The 21,871-nt window shown below is 55.4% G+C and carries 16 protein-coding genes; 4 read left to right on the top strand and 12 right to left on the bottom strand.

Annotated features, from left to right (window positions below; translation table 11 throughout):
* Window positions 1-353: GNAT family N-acetyltransferase (locus tag NG42_RS23515; RefSeq protein WP_052899536.1), on the top strand; the 353-nt coding region annotated here is incomplete at its 5' end.
* Window positions 354-412: 59 nt separating this feature from the next.
* Here the strand turns inward: NG42_RS23515 and recD are convergent.
* From recD to rppH, 12 genes are all read right to left on the bottom strand, one after another.
* Entirely contained in the window at window positions 413-2,254 is a 1,842-nt protein-coding gene (gene recD, locus NG42_RS11610; protein ID WP_052899517.1) for an exodeoxyribonuclease V subunit alpha, read from the bottom strand.
* Window positions 2,242-5,793 carry an exodeoxyribonuclease V subunit beta gene (recB, locus tag NG42_RS11605; protein ID WP_052899516.1) on the bottom strand — a complete coding sequence of 1,184 codons (3,552 nt, stop codon included), beginning with the start codon at window positions 5,791-5,793 and terminating at the stop codon, window positions 2,242-2,244. Before recB ends, recD begins: the two co-directional genes overlap by 13 nt.
* Window positions 5,790-8,681 carry a pitrilysin gene (ptrA, locus tag NG42_RS11600; protein ID WP_052899515.1) on the bottom strand — a complete coding sequence of 964 codons (2,892 nt, stop codon included), beginning with the start codon at window positions 8,679-8,681 and terminating at the stop codon, window positions 5,790-5,792. The genes recB and ptrA overlap by 4 nt, the downstream gene beginning before the upstream one ends.
* Before the next feature lie 147 nt (window positions 8,682-8,828).
* A complete protein-coding gene (gene recC, locus NG42_RS11595; protein WP_052899514.1) occupies window positions 8,829-12,197 on the bottom strand; it encodes an exodeoxyribonuclease V subunit gamma in 3,369 nt (1,122 codons plus the stop codon).
* Window positions 12,198-12,318: 121 nt separating this feature from the next.
* On the bottom strand, window positions 12,319-12,624 hold the full coding sequence (locus tag NG42_RS11590) for a prepilin-type N-terminal cleavage/methylation domain-containing protein (protein WP_052899513.1): 306 nt from the start codon (window positions 12,622-12,624) through the stop codon (window positions 12,319-12,321).
* The gene (locus tag NG42_RS11585; RefSeq protein WP_052899512.1) at window positions 12,614-13,051 is read right to left on the bottom strand and encodes a DUF2509 family protein; all 438 of its coding nucleotides are present in this window, start codon (window positions 13,049-13,051) and stop codon (window positions 12,614-12,616) included. The genes NG42_RS11590 and NG42_RS11585 overlap by 11 nt, the downstream gene beginning before the upstream one ends.
* On the bottom strand, window positions 13,048-13,596 hold the full coding sequence (locus NG42_RS11580; RefSeq protein WP_052899531.1) for a prepilin peptidase-dependent protein: 549 nt from the start codon (window positions 13,594-13,596) through the stop codon (window positions 13,048-13,050). The genes NG42_RS11585 and NG42_RS11580 overlap by 4 nt, the downstream gene beginning before the upstream one ends.
* On the bottom strand, window positions 13,587-14,060 hold the full coding sequence (locus tag NG42_RS11575) for a prepilin peptidase-dependent protein (RefSeq protein WP_052899511.1): 474 nt from the start codon (window positions 14,058-14,060) through the stop codon (window positions 13,587-13,589). The genes NG42_RS11580 and NG42_RS11575 overlap by 10 nt, the downstream gene beginning before the upstream one ends.
* Window positions 14,061-14,251: 191 nt before the next feature.
* Entirely contained in the window at window positions 14,252-15,046 is a 795-nt protein-coding gene (gene thyA, locus NG42_RS11570) for a thymidylate synthase (protein ID WP_052899510.1), read from the bottom strand.
* A 6-nt stretch (window positions 15,047-15,052) separates the two neighbouring features.
* Window positions 15,053-15,925, bottom strand: a complete 873-nt coding sequence (lgt, locus tag NG42_RS11565; RefSeq protein WP_052899509.1) for a prolipoprotein diacylglyceryl transferase — start codon at window positions 15,923-15,925, stop codon at window positions 15,053-15,055.
* A 118-nt stretch (window positions 15,926-16,043) separates the two neighbouring features.
* The gene (ptsP, locus tag NG42_RS11560; protein ID WP_052899508.1) at window positions 16,044-18,290 is read right to left on the bottom strand and encodes a phosphoenolpyruvate--protein phosphotransferase; all 2,247 of its coding nucleotides are present in this window, start codon (window positions 18,288-18,290) and stop codon (window positions 16,044-16,046) included.
* Between the two features lie 12 nt (window positions 18,291-18,302).
* Window positions 18,303-18,830, bottom strand: a complete 528-nt coding sequence (gene rppH, locus NG42_RS11555) for an RNA pyrophosphohydrolase (RefSeq protein WP_017803569.1) — start codon at window positions 18,828-18,830, stop codon at window positions 18,303-18,305.
* 686 nt (window positions 18,831-19,516) lie between these two features.
* On the opposite strand from rppH, the gene mutH reads away from it, so the two are divergent.
* From mutH to NG42_RS11540, 3 genes are all read left to right on the top strand, one after another.
* Complete coding sequence (gene mutH / locus NG42_RS11550; RefSeq protein ID WP_052899507.1) at window positions 19,517-20,203, top strand: DNA mismatch repair endonuclease MutH; 687 nt, start codon at window positions 19,517-19,519, stop codon at window positions 20,201-20,203.
* Between the two features lie 109 nt (window positions 20,204-20,312).
* Window positions 20,313-20,528: a YgdI/YgdR family lipoprotein gene (locus tag NG42_RS11545; protein WP_052899506.1), complete on the top strand. Its 216-nt coding sequence runs from the start codon at window positions 20,313-20,315 to the stop codon at window positions 20,526-20,528.
* Window positions 20,529-20,690: 162 nt separating this feature from the next.
* A complete protein-coding gene (locus NG42_RS11540) occupies window positions 20,691-21,731 on the top strand; it encodes an NADP(H)-dependent aldo-keto reductase (RefSeq protein ID WP_052899505.1) in 1,041 nt (346 codons plus the stop codon).
* The last annotated feature ends 140 nt before the right edge of the window (window positions 21,732-21,871 follow it).

The following is a 21,871-nucleotide window of genomic DNA, read 5'->3' as shown; positions in this document are numbered from 1 at the left end:
GCGAGCAACTGGAAATGGAGATCGATAAGTTCACCATTATTGAGCGCGATAATCTGACTATTGCCTGTGCCGCGCTCTATCCGTTCCCGGAAGAGCAGATTGGCGAAATGGCCTGCGTCGCGGTTCACCCCGACTATCGCAGTTCTTCACGCGGCGAAGCTTTATTACAGCGTGTGGCGTTACAGGCGCGTCAGATTGGGCTGAAAAAACTGTTTGTGCTGACCACCCGCAGTATTCACTGGTTCCAGGAGCGAGGTTTTACGCCAGTGGATATCGAAGTGCTGCCGGAAAGTAAGAAGCAGATGTATAACTATCAGCGCCGTTCAAAGGTGCTGATGGCAGATTTGCGCTAGCCTTCAGCGTAATGTTTCGTAGGGCGGCGTTTGCGCCGCCCCTGCCGAAAACGGTTCACCTACATCCCGCTAAGTCGCTGCTGCAAGCCGCTGCGCCGCTGCGTACGCGCTCTCACCGCCTTCCCCCAGACGCTTTTATCGGCATACAACGTCAAACGGTCGCGCGCACGAGTGATGGCGGTATACACCAGTTCCCGTGTCAGCACCGGCAGAAAATGATTCGGTAACACCAGCGCGGTATGTTCAAACTCCGACCCCTGAGATTTATGCACCGTCATGGCAAAAGCGGTATCGTGCGGCGGCAAACGGCTCGGCTGCACCGCTTTAATCGTGCCATCCGGCAGCGGGAAAAAGACTTTTAACTCGTTCTCATCATCGCGCATGGCGATGCCGATATCGCCGTTAAACAGCCCCAATGCACGATCGTTGCGGGCAATCATCACCGGTCGCCCGGCATACCATTTACCGCTGGCGGCTGGCGGCCGCTGAATCAGCCCTTTCTGATGCAGAGCCAGCTCGATACGCTCATTCAAGCCCACCACACCAAAGGGCCCCTCACGCAGCGCACACAGCAGCTGATAGCGGGAAAAAGCCTTCATAACCTGCTGTGGTGCGGCCTGTTGTGCCACCAGTTGCAGATAGGGCCGATAGCCTGCCACACAGTCATTCAGCAACTGCTGGTACTCATCGGGGGTCGCCAGTGGATAGCGTTCGATATCGCTAAATCCTGCGTTAAAAACAGATTCCGCTGCGGACAGATCACCGGCGTTAACCGCCAGCGCCAGCTGGCCGATACCGGAGCTGGCGTCAAAGCGATAGCTCTTACGCAGCAGGCAGATATTGTCACGCACAGGCGAAACCGTTTCGTCGTCGTTACCTTCCAGCGGGCAACCGGTCAGTTGCGTCAACTGCCGGGCGCGCGCAACGCTGTATCCGGCTTCGGCACAACGACAGATATCGCCGAGTACCGCACCCGCCTCGACCGACGCCAGCTGATCGCGGTCGCCAAGGAAGATCACCCGCGCCGGTTTTGGCAGCGCGGCAATCAGATTAGCCATCATCGGCAGATCGACCATCGACGCCTCATCCACCACCAGCACATCAAGATGCAGGGGGTTACCGGCGTGATAGCGCATACGCTGGCTGTTGGGCTGTGCGCCCAGCAAGCGGTGTAAAGTCGTCGCCTCAGCGGGGAACTTCTGCTTATCATCACTGCTCAGTTGCAGGCCATCCAGCGCCTTGCCCAGTGATTCCGTCAACCTGGCCGCCGCTTTACCGGTAGGCGCCGCTAACTGAATCCTTAATGCACCCGGCGTCAGACGGATCAACGCCGCCAGCAGTTTTGCCACCGTCGTGGTTTTACCGGTGCCGGGGCCACCCGAAATCACCGAAATCTTACGGGTAATCGCCACTGCCGCGGCGATTTTTTGCCAGTCATCCGGCTGCTCGCCAAATAGCTGATCCAGTATTTCACGTAACAGGCTGGTATCCGGAGGTTCAATCGCCGGATCGGCGGCAATAAACTCCGCCACCTTGCCTTCGCCCTGCCACATCCGGTTGAGATACAGTCGCTGCTGATGTAATACCAGCGGTGTGGCAAGTGAGCCATCACTCACCGCTTCACTCTCCAGTAACAATGATGACCACTCTTGCGGTGCGCCTGCGGCCTGCCAGATAGCCTCAGCCAGTTCAGGATGCCGCCCGCCAAACAGCGTAGCGGGCGTCAGTTGCGACAGCGGCAGACAAACATGCCCTTCTCCCGCCTCGGCACTGAGCCAGGCGGCAGCGAGCATCAGCGCCGGTTGTGATTCATCTGCCACCATCTGGGCAAACTGCACATCCAGCGCCCGCAGCAGGCGCTTTTCACTGGCCTGACGCAGCAGTTCGGTTAATCCTGACATGCCGCCTCCTGCGTGGTTCCGGCAAACAAGCCATCCAGTGCCGCGATAAACTCCGCCGACGGGCGGGTACGGAATACGCCGTTATCACTGGCACTGCCATCGACACCGCGTAGAAAAAGGTACAGCACGCCGCCAAAGTGGCGCTGATAATCATAATCAGCCAGCCGATGACGCAGATAGCGATGCAGCGCCAGAGTATACAGCTGGTATTGCAAATCGTAGCGATGGGAAATCATCGCCTGCTCCATCGCCTGCGGGGTATAGGCAGCGCTCTCCTCACCCAGCCAGTTAGATTTGTAATCCAGCAGATAGTATTTGCCCTGCCAGCAGAATACCAGGTCGATAAATCCTTTCAGCATGCCGCGCACTTGATGGAAGGCCAGCGGCGGTGCCTGTGCCGACAGCGGATCATGCTGGCGTATCAGTTGATCCAGCGCAGGCGCGGTCAGCATGGCGTTAATCGGCAGATAAAACTGCAACTCGACCTGCTTCTGTTGCGGCGTGAGCTGATTAAGACTGACGCCATTGTCTTCCAGTGGTGTCGCCAGAATGCGCGCCATCCACTGTTCCAGCACCGGCAGCCAGATCTCAGCGTAACCCGCCTGCTGCAACTGCTGCTGCAACCACTCGGTTTCAATCGGCTGAGTAAAATCGATATTCTCAAACAGCCCGTGCAGAAATGTCCCTGGTGAAGCGCCGCGCGGGAAGCTGTGCGGAGTCAGTGTTGGCTCACTGACTTCGCCCGCCTCGCCTGCGGCATCAACATCGAAGCGCGGCAGCAGATCCAGCGTCATCGCCGGGCCATGCTGTTGCAGACCCGAATAGCTGGTGACGCGCCACTCATCACGCAGCGAGCGGGTGATCACCTGACTGCTGAGCTGCTGAGTATCCGGCGTTTCAGGCAGCCACGGCGACTCATCGCTGACGGTTTCCGTGGTCAGCGCAATGGCCTGGCCGGTAGCCTGTTGCAGGATCGCCAGCAACTGCTCGCTGTCGGCTTCCTCACCGCGTTGCAGCAAAAAGCCGAGTGCGCTTTTATGCAGATCGCTGGTGCCCTCTTTCTTGCGATTTCCCTTTACCAGCGGCGCAATTCCGATGCTGCAATGCCACACCGAACGCGTCAGCGCCACGTATAACAGACGTAAATCCTCCGCCAGACGCTCCTGTTCCGCCAGTTGCTGACTCTCTTCGTCACCCTGTAAATCCAGCAGCGCCTGGAAGGTCTGACGATCGTGATAAATTCCCTGCTCCGCTTCGCGGAAATTGGCGACAAACGGCAGCCACACCAGCGAGTACTGCAATCCTTTGGATTTATGAATGGTGACAATCTGTACCAGGTGGCGGTCACTTTCGAGGCGTAACTGCTGATTCGCTGCCTGACTGTTCGGTTGCGCGATCTGCTGCGATAACCAACGCACCAGTGCATGTTCACTGTCGAGCTGCGAGGCCGCTTCCTGCAACAGTTCGCCGAGATGCAGCAAATCGGTCAGCCGACGTTCGCCACTCTCCGATACCAGCAGATTCTCGGCAATATGACGCTTTACCATCAGCTCGCGCAGCATCGGCAGTACGCCACGCTTCAGCCACAGCTGACGATAGCCATCAAACTCATCCACCAACTGGTTCCATGCACGCTCATTCTGACTCAGGCCATCCAGCGTCGGCGCGTCCAGCCCCATGATGCTGGTCGCCAGAGCACTGCGCAGCGCACGCTCCTGCTCCGGTGCCAGCACCGCCTGTAGCAGCCACAACAGCTCACGCGCTTCCGGCGTGGTAAACACGCTATCGCGGTTGGAGAGATAGACCGAAGGGATATTCAGCGCGTTCAGTGCCTCACGCATCACGGCCGCTTCGCCATAGCTGCGCACCAGAATAGTGATATCAGAGGCCTGCACCGGACGCATCTTGTCGCCTTTGCCAATCAGCGCTTTTTGCTGCTGACCGGACGCCAGCCAGTGGCGAATCTCAGCGGCACACTGGCGCGCCATAAATTGCTGATATTCACTGACGCCAACGCCGCTGCCTGGCTGTAGCCAGAAGCGCAGCGCCGGTTGTTCTGCGCCATCAAGCGTAAAACGCAGCTCGCTATTCGCAGCTGCCGCCTGTACCGGCAGAAACGGGATTTCCTGAAACAGAAACGGGTTATCAAGACGGCTAAACAGCTGGTTGACGCTGTCGACCATCGGCGGTGATGAACGCCAGTTAGTATCCAGCGTATAGTGCGCGCTCACTTCAGCTCGCGCTTTCATATAGGTAAAGATATCCGCGCCACGAAAGGCGTAGATCGCCTGTTTCGGGTCGCCAATCAGCAACAGCGCACTTTCCGGCTGGCCAACATACAGGGTACGGAAAATCCGGTACTGCTGCGGGTCGGTATCCTGGAATTCATCAATCAATGCCACCGGATAACGGCCACGAATCGCCTGCGCCAGCAACGGGCCAGCAGGCTGCTGTAACGCCTCATCAAAGCGGCTGAGCAGGTCATCAAAGCCAAGCTGCGCGCGCAGCCGTTTCTCTTTCCGGGTGGCAAAGCGAATCTCATGCAGTGCGCGGGCGATCACCAGATCGCGCAGCGACAGCGGTTCGGCCAGAAACAGCGCTATCGCCTCAAACAGACTGTGACGCGGCGCCACGCCTTTTTTGGTTTTCTCCTCCAGCGTGCTCTGGGCAAATCGCTCAAGATCTTTTGGCACGCTGTAGGTCTGCGTCTCTTCCTGCGCCCACTGACCAATTTTTTCCAGCCAGTTCGGCAGATGCTTACTGCTGTAACTCCGTTTATCCACCCCGGAATCGCTGATGATTGCATGCAGTTCACCCGCTGCCGCCAGCCATTGCGCTTTCAACTGTTCGATGCGGGCAATCAGTTTCTGATGACGCTCAGGCAAGGTTTCATCCGCCGCAGGCGGATATTTCAGCGTCGGAGACTCGCCCTGAAGCCAGGGAGAGAGCGTGGACAGCAATGCCTCCGGCCCACTCCACTGCTCAGCAACCACCTGCGCAATCGCCAGCGGCAGCGGATAGCAGTGGCGTCGCCAGAAATCAGCCGTCGCCTGCTTGCGCAGCGCATGTTCATCTTCGATCAGTTGCTGTTCAAACAGCATCCCGGACTCAAACGCATTGAGATTAAGCATGCGCTGGCAGAAACCGTGAATGGTAAAGATTGCCGCTTCATCCATTTGCCGCTCGGCAGCCAGCAACATTGAGGCGGCCTGCGGCAGATCGTCAATCTGGCTAAGCAGCTGCGTCAGCATCGGGTTCTGACTCCCCCCCCGCACGCACGCAATACGCAATTCATGAATGTTCTGGCGGATACGGCCACGCAGTTCGGCGGTAGCGGCTTCGGTAAAGGTCACCACCAGAATCTCTTCCACCGACAGCGGGCGCGGATACGCCGCGCTCTGCCCTAATCCCAGCAATAGCCGCAGATAGAGCAGACCAATGGTAAAGGTTTTACCGGTTCCCGCAGAAGCTTCAATCAGCCGTTCGCCAGTCAGTGGCAGGGTTAGCGGATCGAGCCGCTGCGGAATCGGGTCACTCATTTTTTCTCACTTTTTACCGGCAGAGTTTGTTGCAAACTGGAGACATTTTGCCAGGTTGTGAAACCTTTGGCTTGCGCATATTCCGCTTTACCATGCTGCGCACCGGAGATCTGCGACATCAGAACCATACCCTGCTGCTGCATCACGGCTTTATGGAAAAAGTCTGCCAGGCTCTCAGGCGTCAGCAGTTTGATCTGTTCGATCACTTTATCACGGGTATTAAAGTCGTCGTTTTCCCGACTGAAATCTTTGGTAAAGCGGCCAGCTTCTTCATCCAGCGTTTGCGGGCGCTGTTTCAGCTCGTTGATCATCGCCAGCTGATACTGGGCAAAATCCTCTTTGCTCATCGCACGCAGACGTTTTTCAGCGGTCGGATAGAACGCCTGATAACGCTGTAACAGATAAGCCGGTTGTTTGCTGTTGCTTTGCAGCAGGAAGCCGATGCCCCACTGACGCCCAACCGGCATCTGGAAGGCAAATACCGCATAGCCGAGTTGCTCTTCGGTGCGTAGCTGATTATAGAACCACGGCTGGACGATCTGGCTCAGCATCGCGCTGTTGGCTGCACTCTGATATTCCGCATAACCCAGCGGAATATAGACCGCCGCCAGTGCCGAGTCGCTGCTACTGCCCACTTTTTCAATATTGGCCAGCGTCTGCTTATCGATGGCAACATACTCGCTCTGCCAGCGGCTTTCACCGCTGCATTTCAGCTGGCTGCGGATATCACGCGCCAGTGAAGTAACAACATCTGGCGTCATATTGCCAACCACCAGCATTTCCGGCGTGGCATTTTCCAGCAGCTGTTTGCGATAGTCGAGCAACTCTTTGACGCTGATTGATTTCAGCAGCTCACGGCGTTCGCTGCGCTCGGTGTAAGGCAGTTGCGACAGCATCTGCACCGGCTGAATCGCCTGCTCAAAAGCTTTACCTTTATCTGCCGCATCGAGGCGCTCGGCATACCATGACTTCGCCTGCTCCAGTTGATCGTCGGTTGGGATAAAACTGCTGTAGCCTTCCAGCATAGTGGTCATCAGTTTCGGTAAACGCTGGGTAAAACCACTGGCGTTAAATATCACGCCATCATTTTCGCTGGTGGAGAAACTGATACCACCCACTGAGGCCTGTGAACTCAGCTCGTCCAGCGCCACACCGGCGAGATAATCATTCAGCGCAAACAGAACCTGATTACGTGCGCTGTTCATCGACTCTTTATTGCGCAACGCCAGCGTAATATTGGCCTTCGGTTCGTCGGCATAGTATTGGCTCGGCATATAGAATACGCGCAGTCCCGGCTCGCTCAGCAACTTCTGCGGATGAGTATAGGTCTTGTTGTCAGACGGAATCAGCGTGAAATCATCCGGAATATACGGATTCAGCACCGGCATCGACAGCTCGATAGCCGCGCCACGTTTTTGCCAGTCGGCAAAACGCTGCGGGGTAATTTTATCAACCTGATAAGGCGCATCGACAAAGTACGCGGTTTTGTTGTGCGGCTCTTTCGGGCTGATATACCAGATCCGCGCATTTTCCGGCGTCATTCCTTCCAGACGGTTTTTAATCGCCTGCGGATCATATTGATCGGCGATATAAGGTGCATCCAGCGTATGCTCTACCGGCACGCGCAGCATGGTATCGACCAGCCATTCGATATAGTCCATATCGCGGGTGATCGACGGGTAACGGAAATCGAGATCCAGTACATGCGACACTTCATCGAAGTAGCGTTTATCAATCCCGTCATTGCGTAACATATTGAGGTAGCTGAATACCGCCGCCACCACTTCATCGCGATTCGCCAGGCCTTTATCAGTCAGCGAGATCGAGATAGCAAACAGGCCGCCATTACGGTCAATCACCGAATCAGCACCGGCATTGATGGAATCTGCCAGGCCATTTTTCTGCAGCCAGTCTGACAGGGTATTTTTACTGCGATTGCCAATCAGATAACCGATTAAGGTATCGGTTTTACTGCGGAATTTATCGCTGTTGTTATCGATACGGAATTCGATTTTAAGCTGCTTACGCGGCTGCGCTGGCACGTAATGAATCACGATACCTTTCTGCTTTTCGGTCACCACCGGCACGGTGATATCCGGCACTTTAGCCTGGCGATCAGGGATGCGCCCAAAAGTTTCAGTGGCAATTTTCGCCATTTCCGGCAGGGATTTATTGCTGTAAATCACCGCTTTCATCAGGTTGGCAGAGTAGTAACGCTGGTAGAAATCGGTCAGCGCCTGATGCAGTTTGCTGTCAGGTTTGTCGCGCAGGGTTTCCAGATTCCCCCCCGAGAAGCGGGCGCTCGGGTGCTGCGGATTGAGGGTTTCCGCTCCAACCTGCGCCATCCGTAGCCCGTCACGTGAACGCGCCATGGTCAGCTCGGCGTTAACCGCGTTACGCTCGCGATCGGCATTTACCGGGTCCAGCAGCGGCTCGGCAATCGCATCCGCCAGACGGTCTGCGGCCGGCTGTAGCGCATCGTTTTCCACTTCCAGGTAAAACGCGGTGCGATAGGACGCGGTGCTGGCATTGTGGCTGCCGCCATGCTTTTTAAGGAATTCAGCCAGGTTATCAGGCTGTGGATAGCGTTCAGAACCCATCAGCACCATATGTTCGAGGTAGTGCGCCAGCCCGAGCTGATGGTCCGGATCGTCCAGCGACCCAATCGGTAACGCCACTGAGGTCAGTGATTTGGGTGCCAGTTTGTCCGATACCAGCAGCACCGTCATGCCATTATCCAGTTTAATTGCCTGGTACTGACGCGGATCTTTTTCGCTTTTACGGATAGTTTCAGCCATCGGCTGCCAGCCGTCCGCCGCCTGCGAAAAATGACTCCAGAAGGTAAAGCAAATAAACAGACTTGTAATCCAGACAACGTGCTTACGCATTCAAACCCCTCAACAATGGCACCTGCCAGCGCAGATGCTTACTCAAATTTTATCCACGTCCGATGTGAACGCCGCGAATGAAGTCCTGATAATCGTTATAAAGTAACACTACAGCATGCTAAGCCTGATGTCCGCACTGTTTACCGTTCAGCACCGGTTATGGCGTAACAATGGCAACAGCCATTGCTCAGCCTGATAACAGATCTGCCTGACTCGATCCTCGTCCAGCGTGCGGAACAGACGCTGTAAGTAAGGGTCGCTGCCCTCGCCTTCCAGCTGATAATTACCCTGCCACGCCTGCAACAGCTTGACGCGCGCTTTCGCCTGGCTGGCGTCATCCAGCAGTAAACTGTCACTCTTCTCGTCATAACTGGCGGTCAACCAGGCTCCGCCGGTTTTTGCCAGCAGCAGCAGCGGAACCGACATCCCCTGACGATAACCTTCGACAAAACGCGCCAGCCATTCCGCTGCCGCATCCGGGTCAAGGGCATCGAACGCCCACTGGCTCTCTTTGCGCCCGTACATTCGGCTGCGACCGGTGCCGCCCATCATGCAATAGACCAGGTGCTCCAGCCACAATGCCAGCCCGTCGTTAAAATTCAGGACTCCCGGACGCCAGCGCAGCAAGCCATCTTCCTGAACCTGCGGCAGCCAGCCACTAAGCAGTATCTCACCGATTTGCAGATTAATTTCCCAGCTCTCACCGCTGCCACGCTGCTCACGCACCTGTTCAGCCAGCAATGCCATTTCGTCGTACTGCCCCTGCCAGAACAGCTCACCAAAGGCACCATACGGCAGGTCGCCAGCCGCACGGTGATAAGCAAACAGCTTCGCGGTATCTTTGCCGTCGATTAACGCATTCAGTAACTGAGCGTTAATCTGGTAACGCCCGAGGCTGTCCAGCTCAAAAGGCTCGGCATCCGGCAACTCGGTCTCATCAAGGGTAAAACCCACGCCAAGGCGCATACTGAAGAAAGCGCGAACCGGATGACGCCAGAAGCGCACCAGTTGCTCGAAATTCAGCTCGCTCAGCGGGAGTAATTCCAGCGGCTGCATAAACGGCGGATGCGGCTCACCGCGTGCGGCAGCAGCAGGCAGCCATTCAGCGGCAAAACTGCGAAACTCAGCATCTGCACTGAAATTTTCCGCGGCAAACGGCATCCGGCTGTGCAGATGATGCAGATGCGCCAGCACGCGCCGGGCGCTGTTGTCCACATCCAGCGCTTCATCACCTGGCAGGCAAAAACTTTGCGCAATGTAATCCACTAATTCACTGACCAGCACCGACGGATAACGTTCCGTATTATCCTGAATTGAGCGGCCAATATAGCTAATGTAAAGCTGCTTTTGTGCCGAGAGTAACGCTTCCAGGAACAGGTAGCGATCGTCATCACGACGGCTACGGTCGCCCTTTTGCGGCTTTTGGCTCATCAAATCAAAGCCCAGCGGAGGCAACGTGCGCGGATAAACACCGTCATTCATGCCCAGCAGACAGACCACTTTAAACGGGATGGAACGCATTGGCATCAGGGTACAGAAGTTGACCGGCCCGGCGAGGAAACGCTGGCTGATGCGTTGCTGATCGAGCCGCGAGGATAAATCATCGCGCAGCAGCGTCAGCGGCACCACCTGCTGATACTGCGCCTGAATACCATAGCTAATCGCCTGCTGCCACTGCTCTTCAATCAGTACCAGCACCGCTTCGGTCAGGGCATCGGCAACAAAAAAGTCGTTTAGCAGCTCGCGACATAGCGGCAGCCAGTGTTCCAGCGCGCGCGGCTGTGATAAAAGGTGTCGCCACTGGTTAAGCTGCATCAGTAACTCGGCGAGATTCCCCGCCAGTTCGGCTATCAGGCCGCTGGATTCGTCATAGGGTAAAATCCCCTGCCAGTCGCCAGATTCACTCTCCATCGCATAACCCAGCAGCATGCGGGTAATACCGAAACGCCAGGTATGCTGGCCCGTGGCCGGGAGCGACAGTTCACGCACGTTATCGTCGTCCAGCCCCCAGCGAATACCGGATTCGCCGACCCACTGCCGCAAACGGCGTAAACCAGGTTCATCAATATTAAAGCGCGCCGCCAGCGCCGGCACTTCCAGCAATGCCAGTACTTCTTCACTGGCAAAACGGCTGTCCGGCAAACTGAGCAAGCTAAGAAACGCCTGTAGTGCCGGATGCGCCTGGCTGGCACGGCGGTCAGAAATCGCAAAAGGCAGATAGCGATCCGCTGGCGCATTGCCAAATACCGCCTGGATAAACGGCGTGTAGGCATCGATATCGGCCACCATCACGATAATATCGCGCGGCGAGAGTTCGGGATCATCGGCCATCATCGCCAATAATCGATCCTGCAACACTTCAACTTCCCGCTGCGGGCTGTGACAGACATGCAGCGCAATTGAGCGGTCATCCGGCGCCAGCAGCCGCTTCTGTACGCTGCTGGCCAGCTCATCGGCGGTCAAGCCAATCACCGCATTGTCTTCCAGCTCCAGCAAGTCGTATTGCATGCTGTGCAGCAGGCTGTCGGGCACGATATCCACAAAGGCATCAATTTCACGCGACTCCATTTGCGCCAGCAAAAACAGATTGTCACGCCCGAGTTTCCCCCAGGAAGCCAGCAATGGATTACTCAGCTGCTGCTCACCCGCAGCGTCAAACAGTGAGGCGGCGTTATCCGGGTCGCGAAACAGCGTGCTTTCATGCTGCTGCCGGAAATGGCGACGGCGACGGCTTTGCAGCTTCGCCAGAAAGGCGTAATCCTGAATATCACCCCAGTACTGGCGGCAGGGATTGGTGAACAGCAGATGGATATCAATATGTTTACCCAGCGCCTGCAAGGCTTGCAGATAAACCGGTGGCAGTGCGGAAATGCCGCAGATAAATACCCGGTCGGGTAAGCCAGCCGGACGCTCGCTGGCATTGTCCAGCGTAGTGATAAAACGCGAATAAAGGTTGGCACGATGCCATTCCGGATGACCCAGCTGGCGGGTGTATTCGACCAGCGCCGCCCACAGGGGGGCCTGCCATAGCTGTGCATCGCCAATGCCGTCTACCCGCTCGCCTTTTTCCCAGCGGTTCAACCAGTCGGAGCGATACACCAGATATTGGTCAAACAGATCGGCGACCCTGGCCGCCAGCTGAAACAGCTTACGCTTATCGTCGTCATCAGTGAGGTAGTGGCTGAGCGCGGTAAACTCCGGACGTGTCAGCATGTCCGGTAACAGCGTCATCAGTTTCCAGCTCATACTGGCTTTATTAAAGGCGCTCTCTTTCGGGATATCCGGCAATACGCGCACAAACATATCCCAGATAAAGCTGGCGGGCAGCGGGAATTCGATATTCGCGGCAATGCCAAACTGTTCGGCCAGCGACATTTGCAACCATTGCGCCATGCCCGGACTCTGCACCAGCACCACTTCAGACTGAAAAGGATCGCGTAACGGTTGATTCTCAATATGAAAAGCCGCCAGTGATTTCAGTAAATCTAGCTGGTTAGAGTGGTACACCGTAAACATTGTTGCTCCTGTTCAATCTTGCTGATGCGCAGCGGCCGCGCCGACACTGTAACCCGTATATAGCCTGATGCAAACGCAGCAACGCGCAATTTAAGCGCTCGATTCTGCAATTATTACGCCGTCATGGCTCACAACCTAGCGTGGTCAGCCGGGCTTCGCGTCCCAACGGTCCGCGCGCCTCTGCCGTCAGTAACAGACAACCCGCTGGCCCGCTCTGCTGTTGAAGCCCGGTCTGCCAGCCCTCAACCGCCTGCCCTTCAATGCGCTGAGCGGCAAAACGCCATGCCTGACGCTGTTGCCATTGCAGGGCGAACCCTTGTGTCAGCACCCGCTGATACTGTAACAAGGCGGTTAAACTGAGACTAAACAGCAACAGGGCGAACAGCACTTCTGCCAGACTAAACCCGCGCTGCCGCTCAGGACGCATCGGGTTCGCAACCTGACGCATTGCTTAGCGGGCAGAAATCAATCCAGCCGTGGGCTAAAAGCCGCACGCGCTGCCCATCAGCAGGCAGGTCTTCCACCCAATGCCAGTGCACAATCGCTTGATGGGCGCTGGTCAGCTGTTCGCCGCGCAGCAGCCCGCGCTGCGGATTAATGCGGTTGATACAGGCGCGCCACTGTTGCTGTAATTCACTCTGGCAGTGCCAGCCCGCGCTGGCTGGCCATGACAGCTGACTTCCCCACGCCAGCGCCGCCTGCGCGGCATAAAATTCAATAATATGCTGGCGTTCGTCGGCCACCAGCGACAGTGACGCCGAGAGCTGCTGTCGCGTGGCATTTAATAATGCCGTCCCTAACAGTAAGATCATCACCACCATGGTTATCGCCCCGCTTCCTTGTTGCTGACTCATAAATTGATTCCGTTTACCCACTGCTCCAGCGCCACGCTATGCGCAGGAAAAGCCTGGGCATAGCCGCTTAGTTTCAACTTGATAGTGCGGTTATCACGCAGTGCCTGAAACTGGCTGACGGTCACCAGGCGTGGATCGTTAAGGCGTTCCCAGCCGCTGCTGTCACAGCTGGTCACGCCACGCTGCATCTCGATACTGTCGTTACGCCAGCGATAGCCATAAAATTCGCTTTCAGCATGGGTGCTCTCTTCCCAGCGCCCGTTGCTGTTTTCATCCCATTTGATCAGTAAACACTGCCCGTTGGCGGCAATTTGCAGGCCGTCTCCGCTGCACTGTCCGTTGCAGTAACCGGCGCGTCGCACCGCTTTCTCCAGCGTCATCATCATCTGCTGTAACTCCTCCTCCAGACGTAGCTGCGCCAGCAACTGCAAATTCTGTCCCTGTAACTGCGGCAATAGCCGCACTGCGCCCAGCATTAATACGCCGCAGATCGCCATCGCGATCAGCATTTCCGTCAGACTAAACCCGGCGTTTTTCACTGGCAGTTCTCCTGCTCTTCCGGCTTGCAGAGGCGAATACGTGCGCGGGAAGAGACAATCACTCGCCACTGGCCGGCAGCATTGGCGAATTCGATATTGCCTGCCCGCGCCACATTGCGTCTGCCGTAAAACCCCATATCCTGGGTGATATTCACTACCCGGACATCGTCATGTGGCGCAATCAGTTGATTACGCCGACCCGGCTGGCAGTCGTCAGCTGGCATCACCCCACTCCCCAGACACCAGCGTGCGCCAGGTTTGAGCCACAGCACCTGATCGGCGTTGTGCCAGTTCGCCCAGGCGCGTAGCTGATGGAGAAAGTGCTGAATCTGCTGGGCGGTCTCAGCCAGCCGCTGCTGCTGTTGCCAGCGCAGCCAGCCAGAAAAAGCGCTGGCACCCAGCACGCCGACAATCACCAGCACAATCAGCAGTTCAGGCAAAGTGTATCCCTGCACATGTTGAGTTTTCATGGCGGCTACTATGGCGGAGGAGTAAACAGCTGGCGAGGGTCAGAGATGCAGTGATCGGCCTGTCTCGCAATAAACCGCTAAGCGTTGCAGTGAACGGCAGTTTTTTGCGTGCAGCCTTCAGGATTTTACGGGGCAATAAGGAGAAAAATAAGCTGCGGTGGTCAGCAGAGCGACCACCGCAGGCGGCCAGATTAAATCGCGACGGGCGCTTTAATTGGCGGATGGGGATCGTAACCTTCAATCTCGAAGTCTTCGAAACGGTAATCAAAAATCGACGCAGGTTTGCGCTTGATCACCAGTTTTGGCATCGGACGCGGTTCGCGCGTCAGTTGCAGGTTAGTCTGCTCCAGATGGTTGCTGTACAGATGGGTATCGCCACCGGTCCAGACAAAATCACCCACTTCCAGATCGCACTGCTGCGCCATCATATGCACCAGCAGCGCATAACTGGCGATATTAAAGGGCAGGCCAAGGAACACGTCGCAGGAGCGCTGGTAAAGCTGACAAGAAAGCTTCCCGTCCGCCACATAGAACTGAAAGAAGGCATGGCAAGGTGCCAGTGCCATCTGATCCAGCTCACCGACATTCCACGAAGAAACAATAATCCTGCGTGAATCCGGGTCCTGCTTCAGCTGTTCCAGCACTTTGCTGATCTGGTCAATCTGGCGACCATCAGCCGCGCCCCAGCTGCGCCACTGCTTACCGTAAACCGGCCCTAAATCACCGTTTTCATCCGCCCACTCATCCCAAATCGATACGTTGTTCTCTTTCAGATAAGCGGTATTGGTATCCCCCTGCAAAAACCATAACAGCTCATGAATAATCGAGCGTAAATGGCAACGCTTGGTGGTGACCAGCGGAAAGCCTGCTTGCAGGTTGAAACGCATCTGATGACCAAAAATCGACAGCGTGCCGGTCCCGGTGCGATCGTTTTTCGGTGTGCCCTCAGCGAGCACTTTCTGCATTAAATCCAGATACTGTTTCATTTTTCCTCACGAAATTTGTTGCTGCGGGCGACGACGGTACGCCCAAATCATCATAATCACACCGGCCAGAACCATCGGAATCGACAAAATCTGCCCCATGCTGATTACGTTATCAAACAGGCCAAGCTGCGCATCCGGCTGGCGGAAGAACTCGATAAAACTACGGAATGCGCCATAGCCGATCAGGAACAGACCTGATACCGCGCCCATCGGGCGTGATTTACGAATAAACAGGTTAAGAATGATAAACAGCACAACCCCTTCCAGCAGCAGTTCATACACCTGCGAGGGGTGGCGCGGCAGCACACCGTAGGTTGCCAGCAGTGACTGCCATTCAGGATGGCTGGCCACCAGCGCAACATCTTCACCACGAGAGCCAGGGAACAGCATCGCCCAGGGCAGATCCGGTGCCACACGGCCCCACAGTTCGCCATTAATAAAGTTGCCGAGACGACCGGCACCGAGACCAAATGGAATCAACGGGGCGATAAAATCAGCCACCTGGAAGAAATTACGTTTGGTGCGACGGGCAAACCAGATCATTACACAGATCACGCCAATCAGGCCGCCGTGGAATGACATACCGCCATCCCAGACTTTGAACAGATACAACGGGTTATCGAGGAACAGCGGCATATTGTAGAACAACACATAGCCGATGCGTCCGCCGAGGAACACGCCGAGGAAACCCGCATACAGCAGGTTTTCAACTTCCTCTTTTTTCCAGCCGCTGCCAGGTTTGTTGGCACGGCGTACCGCCAGCCACATAGCAAAAACAAAACCGACCAGGTACATCAGACCGTACCAGTGAAGGGAAACCGGCCCGATTGAGAAAATCACCGGATCGAATTGAGGGAAAGCCAGGTAGCCGTTATTCATTTTTCACCATAAAAATTTTCTGCCCTGAATGGCGGGTTGACGCTGATTTGAGGCTGCGAATCATAGCACAGCCCCAAATTGAAGCGGGCCCGATAACTGTAATTTAATACAACCGCCGTTAGCGGCCACCGCGAATTAAGCCACCTAATCCACGCTGTTCCATAAATGCGGATACCCGCTGGCGTACCTCTGCGGCGGTCTGCGCCAGCAGACTCTCTGCGGCCAGCTTTTCCGCCTCTTCACGATCGATATGCCGCAGCAAATATTTGACGCGCGCCACATTGCGACCGTTCATGCTGAGATGGTGATAACCCAGCCCGATTAGCAGTACCACGCACATCGGGTCACCGGCCATTTCACCGCACAAACAGAGTTCCACTCCGGCAACTTCAGCCTGCCGCGCAATGTTCTGCAACGCATGCAGCATCGCCGGATGCAGACTGTCGTACAGACTGGCGACGCGGGTGTTGTTGCGATCAACCGCCAGCAGATACTGGGTCAGATCGTTAGTCCCTACCGAGACAAAATCAACCCGTGACGCCAGATGCGGGATCATATACAGCATTGATGGCACTTCGATCATAATGCCAATGCGCGGTTGCGGGATTTCATATCCCAGCATCTCTTCGACTTCACGACCGGCACGCTCGATCAGCCGCCTGGCATCATCGATCTCGTCAATGCTGGTGATCATCGGCAGCAGAATGCTCAGATTACCGGTTGCCACATTGGCACGCAGCATCGCGCGCACCTGGATTAAAAAGATTTCCGGCTGATCGAGCGTCAGGCGAATACCGCGCCAGCCGAGACAGGGATTCTCTTCGCTGATAGGCATATACGGCAGCTGTTTGTCGGCACCGATATCCAGCGTGCGCAGCGTCACCGGCTTATTCAGAAACAGTTGCAGCATGCCCTGATACTGCGCCACCTGCTCCTCTTCCGACGGGAAACCACTGTGCAGCATAAACGGGATTTCGGTGCGATAGAGACCGACGCCATCCACCCAGCTCCCCAGCGCCTGCTCATGTTCGGCGCTGAGACCGGCATTCAGCATCACCTGCACCCGCTCGCCGCTTTTTAATTCGCCCTGCTGTTCAACCAGATCTTCCGCAGTCTTGCTAAGTTCATTCTCTTCGCTGATCAGGCGCTGGTACTCCTGCACCAGTACCGGTTCAGGGTCGATCAACAACTCACCGCGATAACCGTCAACGATTAATAAGCGCTTATTCAGCTGTTCTGGCTGAATATCTGCGCCCATCACCGTCGGGATGCCCATCGCCCGCACCAGAATCGCGGCGTGCGAGTTGGCTGCGCCATCGCGCACCACCACGCCCGCTAAGCGATCCGGCGGCAGCTCCGCCAGCGTGGTGGCGGTGAGTTCATCAGCCACCAGCACAAAGCGCTCCGGCCAGGCATTGGTGCCTTGCAGACTGTCGTCAAGGTGGAACAGCAGCCGTTGCCCCAGTACCCGCAAGTCGCCTGCTCGCTCGCGCAGATAGTTATCCTGCAAGCTGGCAAACTGCGCGGCAAACTTCTCAATCACGGTTTTCACCGCCCACTCAGCCACCGAGCCGTGATCAATTTCAGCAAACAGATCGTTTTTCAGCCGCGCGTCAGTCAACAGATGCGAGTAGAGATCGAAGATCGCCGCGCTCTCTTTCTGTGCGCTGGCGGTAAAGCGCTTACTGAAGCGCCGAAATTCGCTCGCCGCTTCGCTCATCGCCAGCAGCAGACGTTCGCGTTCGCGATGGGTATCCAGCGTCGAGGCGGCAGAAACCTGGTCGAGTGACGGCTGCGTGACATCCACCCATCCCGGTGCAACCGCCACGCCCGGTGCAGCGGCTAACGCCTTGATACGCGTCTGGCGGAACTGACCAAAGAGTTGATGAAGCTGCGATTGTGACAGGATGGCGGCCATCTGAGTGGCGAGGGTAACGAGGAAGGATTCTTCACTTTCGTCGAACTGACGATGCTCACGCTGCTGAACCACCAGCACGCCGAGCAGCTGACGCCGCGTGATAATCGGCACGCCGAGGAAGGAGCGAAAACGTTCCTCCTTGACCGCAGGCACATATTTAAAGCTGGGATGCTTTTGTGCATCGGCGAGGTTAATCGGCTCAGCCAGACGCCCGACTAAGCCGACGATACCTTCATCAAATGCCAGGGCGACGGTGCGCCCGCGCGGCTTTTTTAGCCCGCGCGTCGCCATCAGGTAATAGCAGCGTCGATCATGGTCAGCGAGATAAACCGAGCAGACCTCAGTGTCCATCGCAAAGCAAATCTCGTTAACCAGAATCTCAAGAGATTCACTTAATCGCGGTGCACCCGCCACTTTCTCAACAATATCGCGCAACTGAGTGAGCATAATCTGCGTGGCTTAACCTCTTTTCCGTCGATAAGCAGGCGCATTGCGCTGCACAGAACTCTCCTGCAACGGCATTACCACACCAGAAAACTCTTTCATCACACGGCGATAAACGTCGCGTTTAAAAGAGACCACCTGGCGCACCGGATACCAAAAACTCACCCAGCGCCAGCCATCGAACTCAGGCGTGCTACTGGTTTGCATATTGATATCCGCGTCATTACACATCAACTGCAGAAGAAACCACTTTTGTTTCTGGCCGATACAAACCGGCTTTGTGTCCCAACGCACCAAACGTTTTGGCAACTTATAACGTAACCAGTTACGGGTAGAAGCAAGAATACGGACGTCTTTCCGGTGTAAACCAACTTCTTCGAAAAGTTCGCGGTACATCGCCTGTTCCGCAGTTTCGCCAGGATTGATCCCTCCCTGAGGAAACTGCCAGGAGTGTTGTCCATAACGTCTGGCCCACAACACTTGTCCCTGCTTGTTACAGATTACGATACCAACATTCGGGCGGTAGCCATCATCATCGATCACCGGACTACCTCAAACTAAAACTCGGATGTTCTGATTGTTTCATACTCCTTACAGACGGTAAACCACTGGTTGCGGCGCAGAACAACGGATAACAATGGGATAACTCACAGATATCATCAAAGTTATAAACAGAAGCCAGCAGAAAAAGGCGATCTTATTCACGTTTTCTGTGGATAGCTTTGTGAAGAACTCGGTACACAACCGGGTAAAACTTTTAACGAGGGGAAAATGAGGAAATTTTATCTTAGGAATTAACCTATATTAATCAATCTGATGATAAGGTTTACCACAGGCAAAATAGCGGCATTAAGTGAGCCCAATTCGCCATTGAACGCCAGCTGGTGAAAGATCGAACAGTGAAGATTTTATCCACAGATTATGCCAATAAGTTACGCACAAAATGCACTTTTCGCGCAAAAAAGCGGGTCGTCAAGGCTGTAAATCAAAACAGTATTCTCTGAAAAAGCGACTTATCCCAGTTTTCTGTGGATAACCGGGGGTAAGATCCTGTTCATTGTTGATGACAACATGGGAAAACCGCGTTCGACCCCGCCGTTCCGCCGTCGACAATCGCGTAAAAAACCATGAGTTATCATGCTATTATTATTGTTTTGCACAATAAGCCCGGCGCAAAAATACACTTGCGCAACATCTGTATGTTTTTTAACCTTATCACAGGAACTGAGATGGCCGTTGATTTCCCCCGTATTTTTCCCCCTGATGATGAAGCCACGCTACTGGCGCGCGCGCAATCATTAGCGGGCTATACACTGGGTGAACTGGCGATCCAGGCGCAGTTACCGATTCCGGCAAATCTGAAACGCGATAAAGGCTGGGTCGGCACTCTGCTGGAGATTCATCTGGGTGCCAGTGCCGGCAGCAAACCCGAGCAGGACTTCGCGGAGATCGGCGTTGAACTGAAAACCATTCCGATTGACGGCCATGGTCGCCCGCTGGAAACCACCTTTGTCTGCGTCGCGCCACTGACCGGCAACACCGGCGTCACCTGGCAGAGCAGCCACGTGCGTCATAAGCTGTCGCGGGTGTTATGGATTCCGGTTGAAGGCGACCGCGCGATCCCGCTGGCCGAACGCCGGGTGGGCGCGCCGCTGCTGTGGAGCCCCAGCGCCGAGGAAGAGGAGCAGTTGCAGCGTGACTGGGAAGAGTTAATGGATCTGATCGTGCTGGGTCAGGTGGAGCGCATCACGGCACGTCACGGTGAAGTGCTACAAATCAGGCCGAAAGCCGCCAACAGCAAAGCATTGACTGAAGGGATTGGCGAGAATGGTCAGCCAATTATGACCCTGCCGCGCGGCTTTTACCTGAAAAAAACCTTTACCGGGCCGCTGCTGGCTCGCCATTTTTTATTGTAGTTGCGAGCTGTGCGGAATATCACAATTCAGAAAGTTACGATTAACGTCTCAGGAAAATAAGTTTATTACTACACTGACAAACTGAAGAAAAAACAGCGGGAGAACAGGGATGAAGTGGATGTTAAGTACAGCCGCAGTCGCGGCCGCATTGCTGCTTAGCGGTTGTAGCAGTGATTATGTTATGGCGACTAAAGACGGCAATATGATTATGACTGAAGGCAAGCCGGTTATTGATAAAGAAACCGGGCTGGTAAAATATGTTGATCAGTCAGGTCATGAAGTGCAGATCAACGGCGACGAAGTTTCCACTATCATCGAGCGTTAATCCTCCAGAATTTTACCTGCTGCGACATCATCGGTGATGCAGCAGGTTCTCCAGCTGCCTTACCGGCGAAATCCGCACTTCCCCCTCTCCGCTACCGCGGTTATAGTCGAAAAAGCTGTAACCCGTTATACCCTTTCCAAAATGAAAAAAGGAAGCCGGCAAATGCAATATCACCGTATCCCCCATAGCACACTGGAAGTCAGCACGCTGGGGTTAGGAACCATGACGTTTGGTGAGCAAAATAGCGAAGCCGACGCCCACGCTCAACTGGATTTGGCATTACGTTCCGGTATCAACCTGATCGATACCGCCGAGATGTATCCGGTGCCACCGCGCCCGGAAACCCAGGGACTGACGGAAAGCTATATTGGTAGCTGGATAAAATCACGCGGCAACCGCGACAAGATTGTGCTGGCGTCGAAAGTGGCCGGGCCATCACGCGGGAACGATGCATCAATCCGTCCTAATCAGGCGCTGGATCGTAAAAATATTCGCGAAGCGCTGGATGCTTCGCTGAAGCGCTTGAATACCGACTACCTCGATCTGTATCAGCTGCACTGGCCACAGCGCCCGGCCAACTACTTTGGCAAGCTGAACTATGAATACAATGACGCCAGCGTACCGGTGACGCTGCTGGAAACGCTGGAAGCGCTTAATGAGCAGGTGCGTGCCGGCAAGATTCGCTATATCGGCGTATCCAATGAGACCGCATGGGGCGTGATGCGCTATTTGCAGCTGGCGGAAAAGCACGAGCTGCCGCGTATCGTCACCATTCAAAATCCCTACAGTCTGCTTAACCGCAGCTTTGAAGTCGGTCTGGCAGAAATCAGCCAGCATGAAGGTGTCGAACTGCTGGCCTATTCCAGCCTGGCGTTTGGTACCCTGAGCGGCAAATATCTGAATGGGGCGAAACCGGTGGGTGCGCGTAATACGCTGTTCAGCCGCTTTACCCGTTACAGTGGCGAGCAGTCACAGCAGGCGATTGCGGAGTATGTGGCGTTAGCCAGCAAGCATAATCTGGACCCGTCGCAGATGGCGCTGGCCTTTGTTCGTCAGCAACCTTTTGTCGCCAGCACCCTGCTGGGCGCGACCACGCTTGAGCAGTTGCAGATTAATATCGACAGTTTTAACCTGACGCTGACGGAAGAAGTGGTACAGGAGCTGGAAGCGATTCACCGTCGCTATACTTATCCGGCACCTTGATGTTGTGGGCGGCGAGAACGCCGCCCCTACGAAAAAACGTATGCCGGAAATGCTTAAGTGACCAGCATTAGCCGTTTTCGGCTCCCGTACTGATGGCATGCGAGGTGCTAACCCTCGGCACGGGCGGCGAGAACGCCGCC

The sequence above is a fragment of the Winslowiella iniecta genome, from assembly GCF_001267535.1.
Taxonomy (GTDB): Bacteria; Pseudomonadota; Gammaproteobacteria; order Enterobacterales; family Enterobacteriaceae; genus Erwinia; species Erwinia iniecta.
This window is presented reverse-complemented; position numbering and strand designations above follow the sequence as displayed.

Bases quoted from the DNA above. Each gene is read 5' to 3' on its own strand.
- mutH (WP_052899507.1), top strand. From the start codon at position 19,517: ATGGCCGTTGATTTCCCCCGTATTTTTCCCCCTGATGATGAAGCCACG.
- recD (WP_052899517.1), bottom strand. From the start codon at position 2,254: ATGTCAGGATTAACCGAACTGCTGCGTCAGGCCAGTGAAAAGCGCCTG.
- recC (WP_052899514.1), bottom strand. From the start codon at position 12,197: ATGTTTACGGTGTACCACTCTAACCAGCTAGATTTACTGAAATCACTG.
- thyA (WP_052899510.1), bottom strand. From the start codon at position 15,046: ATGAAACAGTATCTGGATTTAATGCAGAAAGTGCTCGCTGAGGGCACA.
- NG42_RS11590 (WP_052899513.1), bottom strand. From the start codon at position 12,624: ATGCGTCCTGAGCGGCAGCGCGGGTTTAGTCTGGCAGAAGTGCTGTTC.
- NG42_RS11540 (WP_052899505.1), top strand. From the start codon at position 20,691: ATGCAATATCACCGTATCCCCCATAGCACACTGGAAGTCAGCACGCTG.
- lgt (WP_052899509.1), bottom strand. From the start codon at position 15,925: ATGAATAACGGCTACCTGGCTTTCCCTCAATTCGATCCGGTGATTTTC.
- recB (WP_052899516.1), bottom strand. From the start codon at position 5,793: ATGAGTGACCCGATTCCGCAGCGGCTCGATCCGCTAACCCTGCCACTG.
- NG42_RS11575 (WP_052899511.1), bottom strand. From the start codon at position 14,060: ATGAAAACTCAACATGTGCAGGGATACACTTTGCCTGAACTGCTGATT.
- ptrA (WP_052899515.1), bottom strand. From the start codon at position 8,681: ATGCGTAAGCACGTTGTCTGGATTACAAGTCTGTTTATTTGCTTTACC.
- NG42_RS11585 (WP_052899512.1), bottom strand. From the start codon at position 13,051: ATGAGTCAGCAACAAGGAAGCGGGGCGATAACCATGGTGGTGATGATC.
- NG42_RS11545 (WP_052899506.1), top strand. From the start codon at position 20,313: ATGAAGTGGATGTTAAGTACAGCCGCAGTCGCGGCCGCATTGCTGCTT.
- ptsP (WP_052899508.1), bottom strand. From the start codon at position 18,290: ATGCTCACTCAGTTGCGCGATATTGTTGAGAAAGTGGCGGGTGCACCG.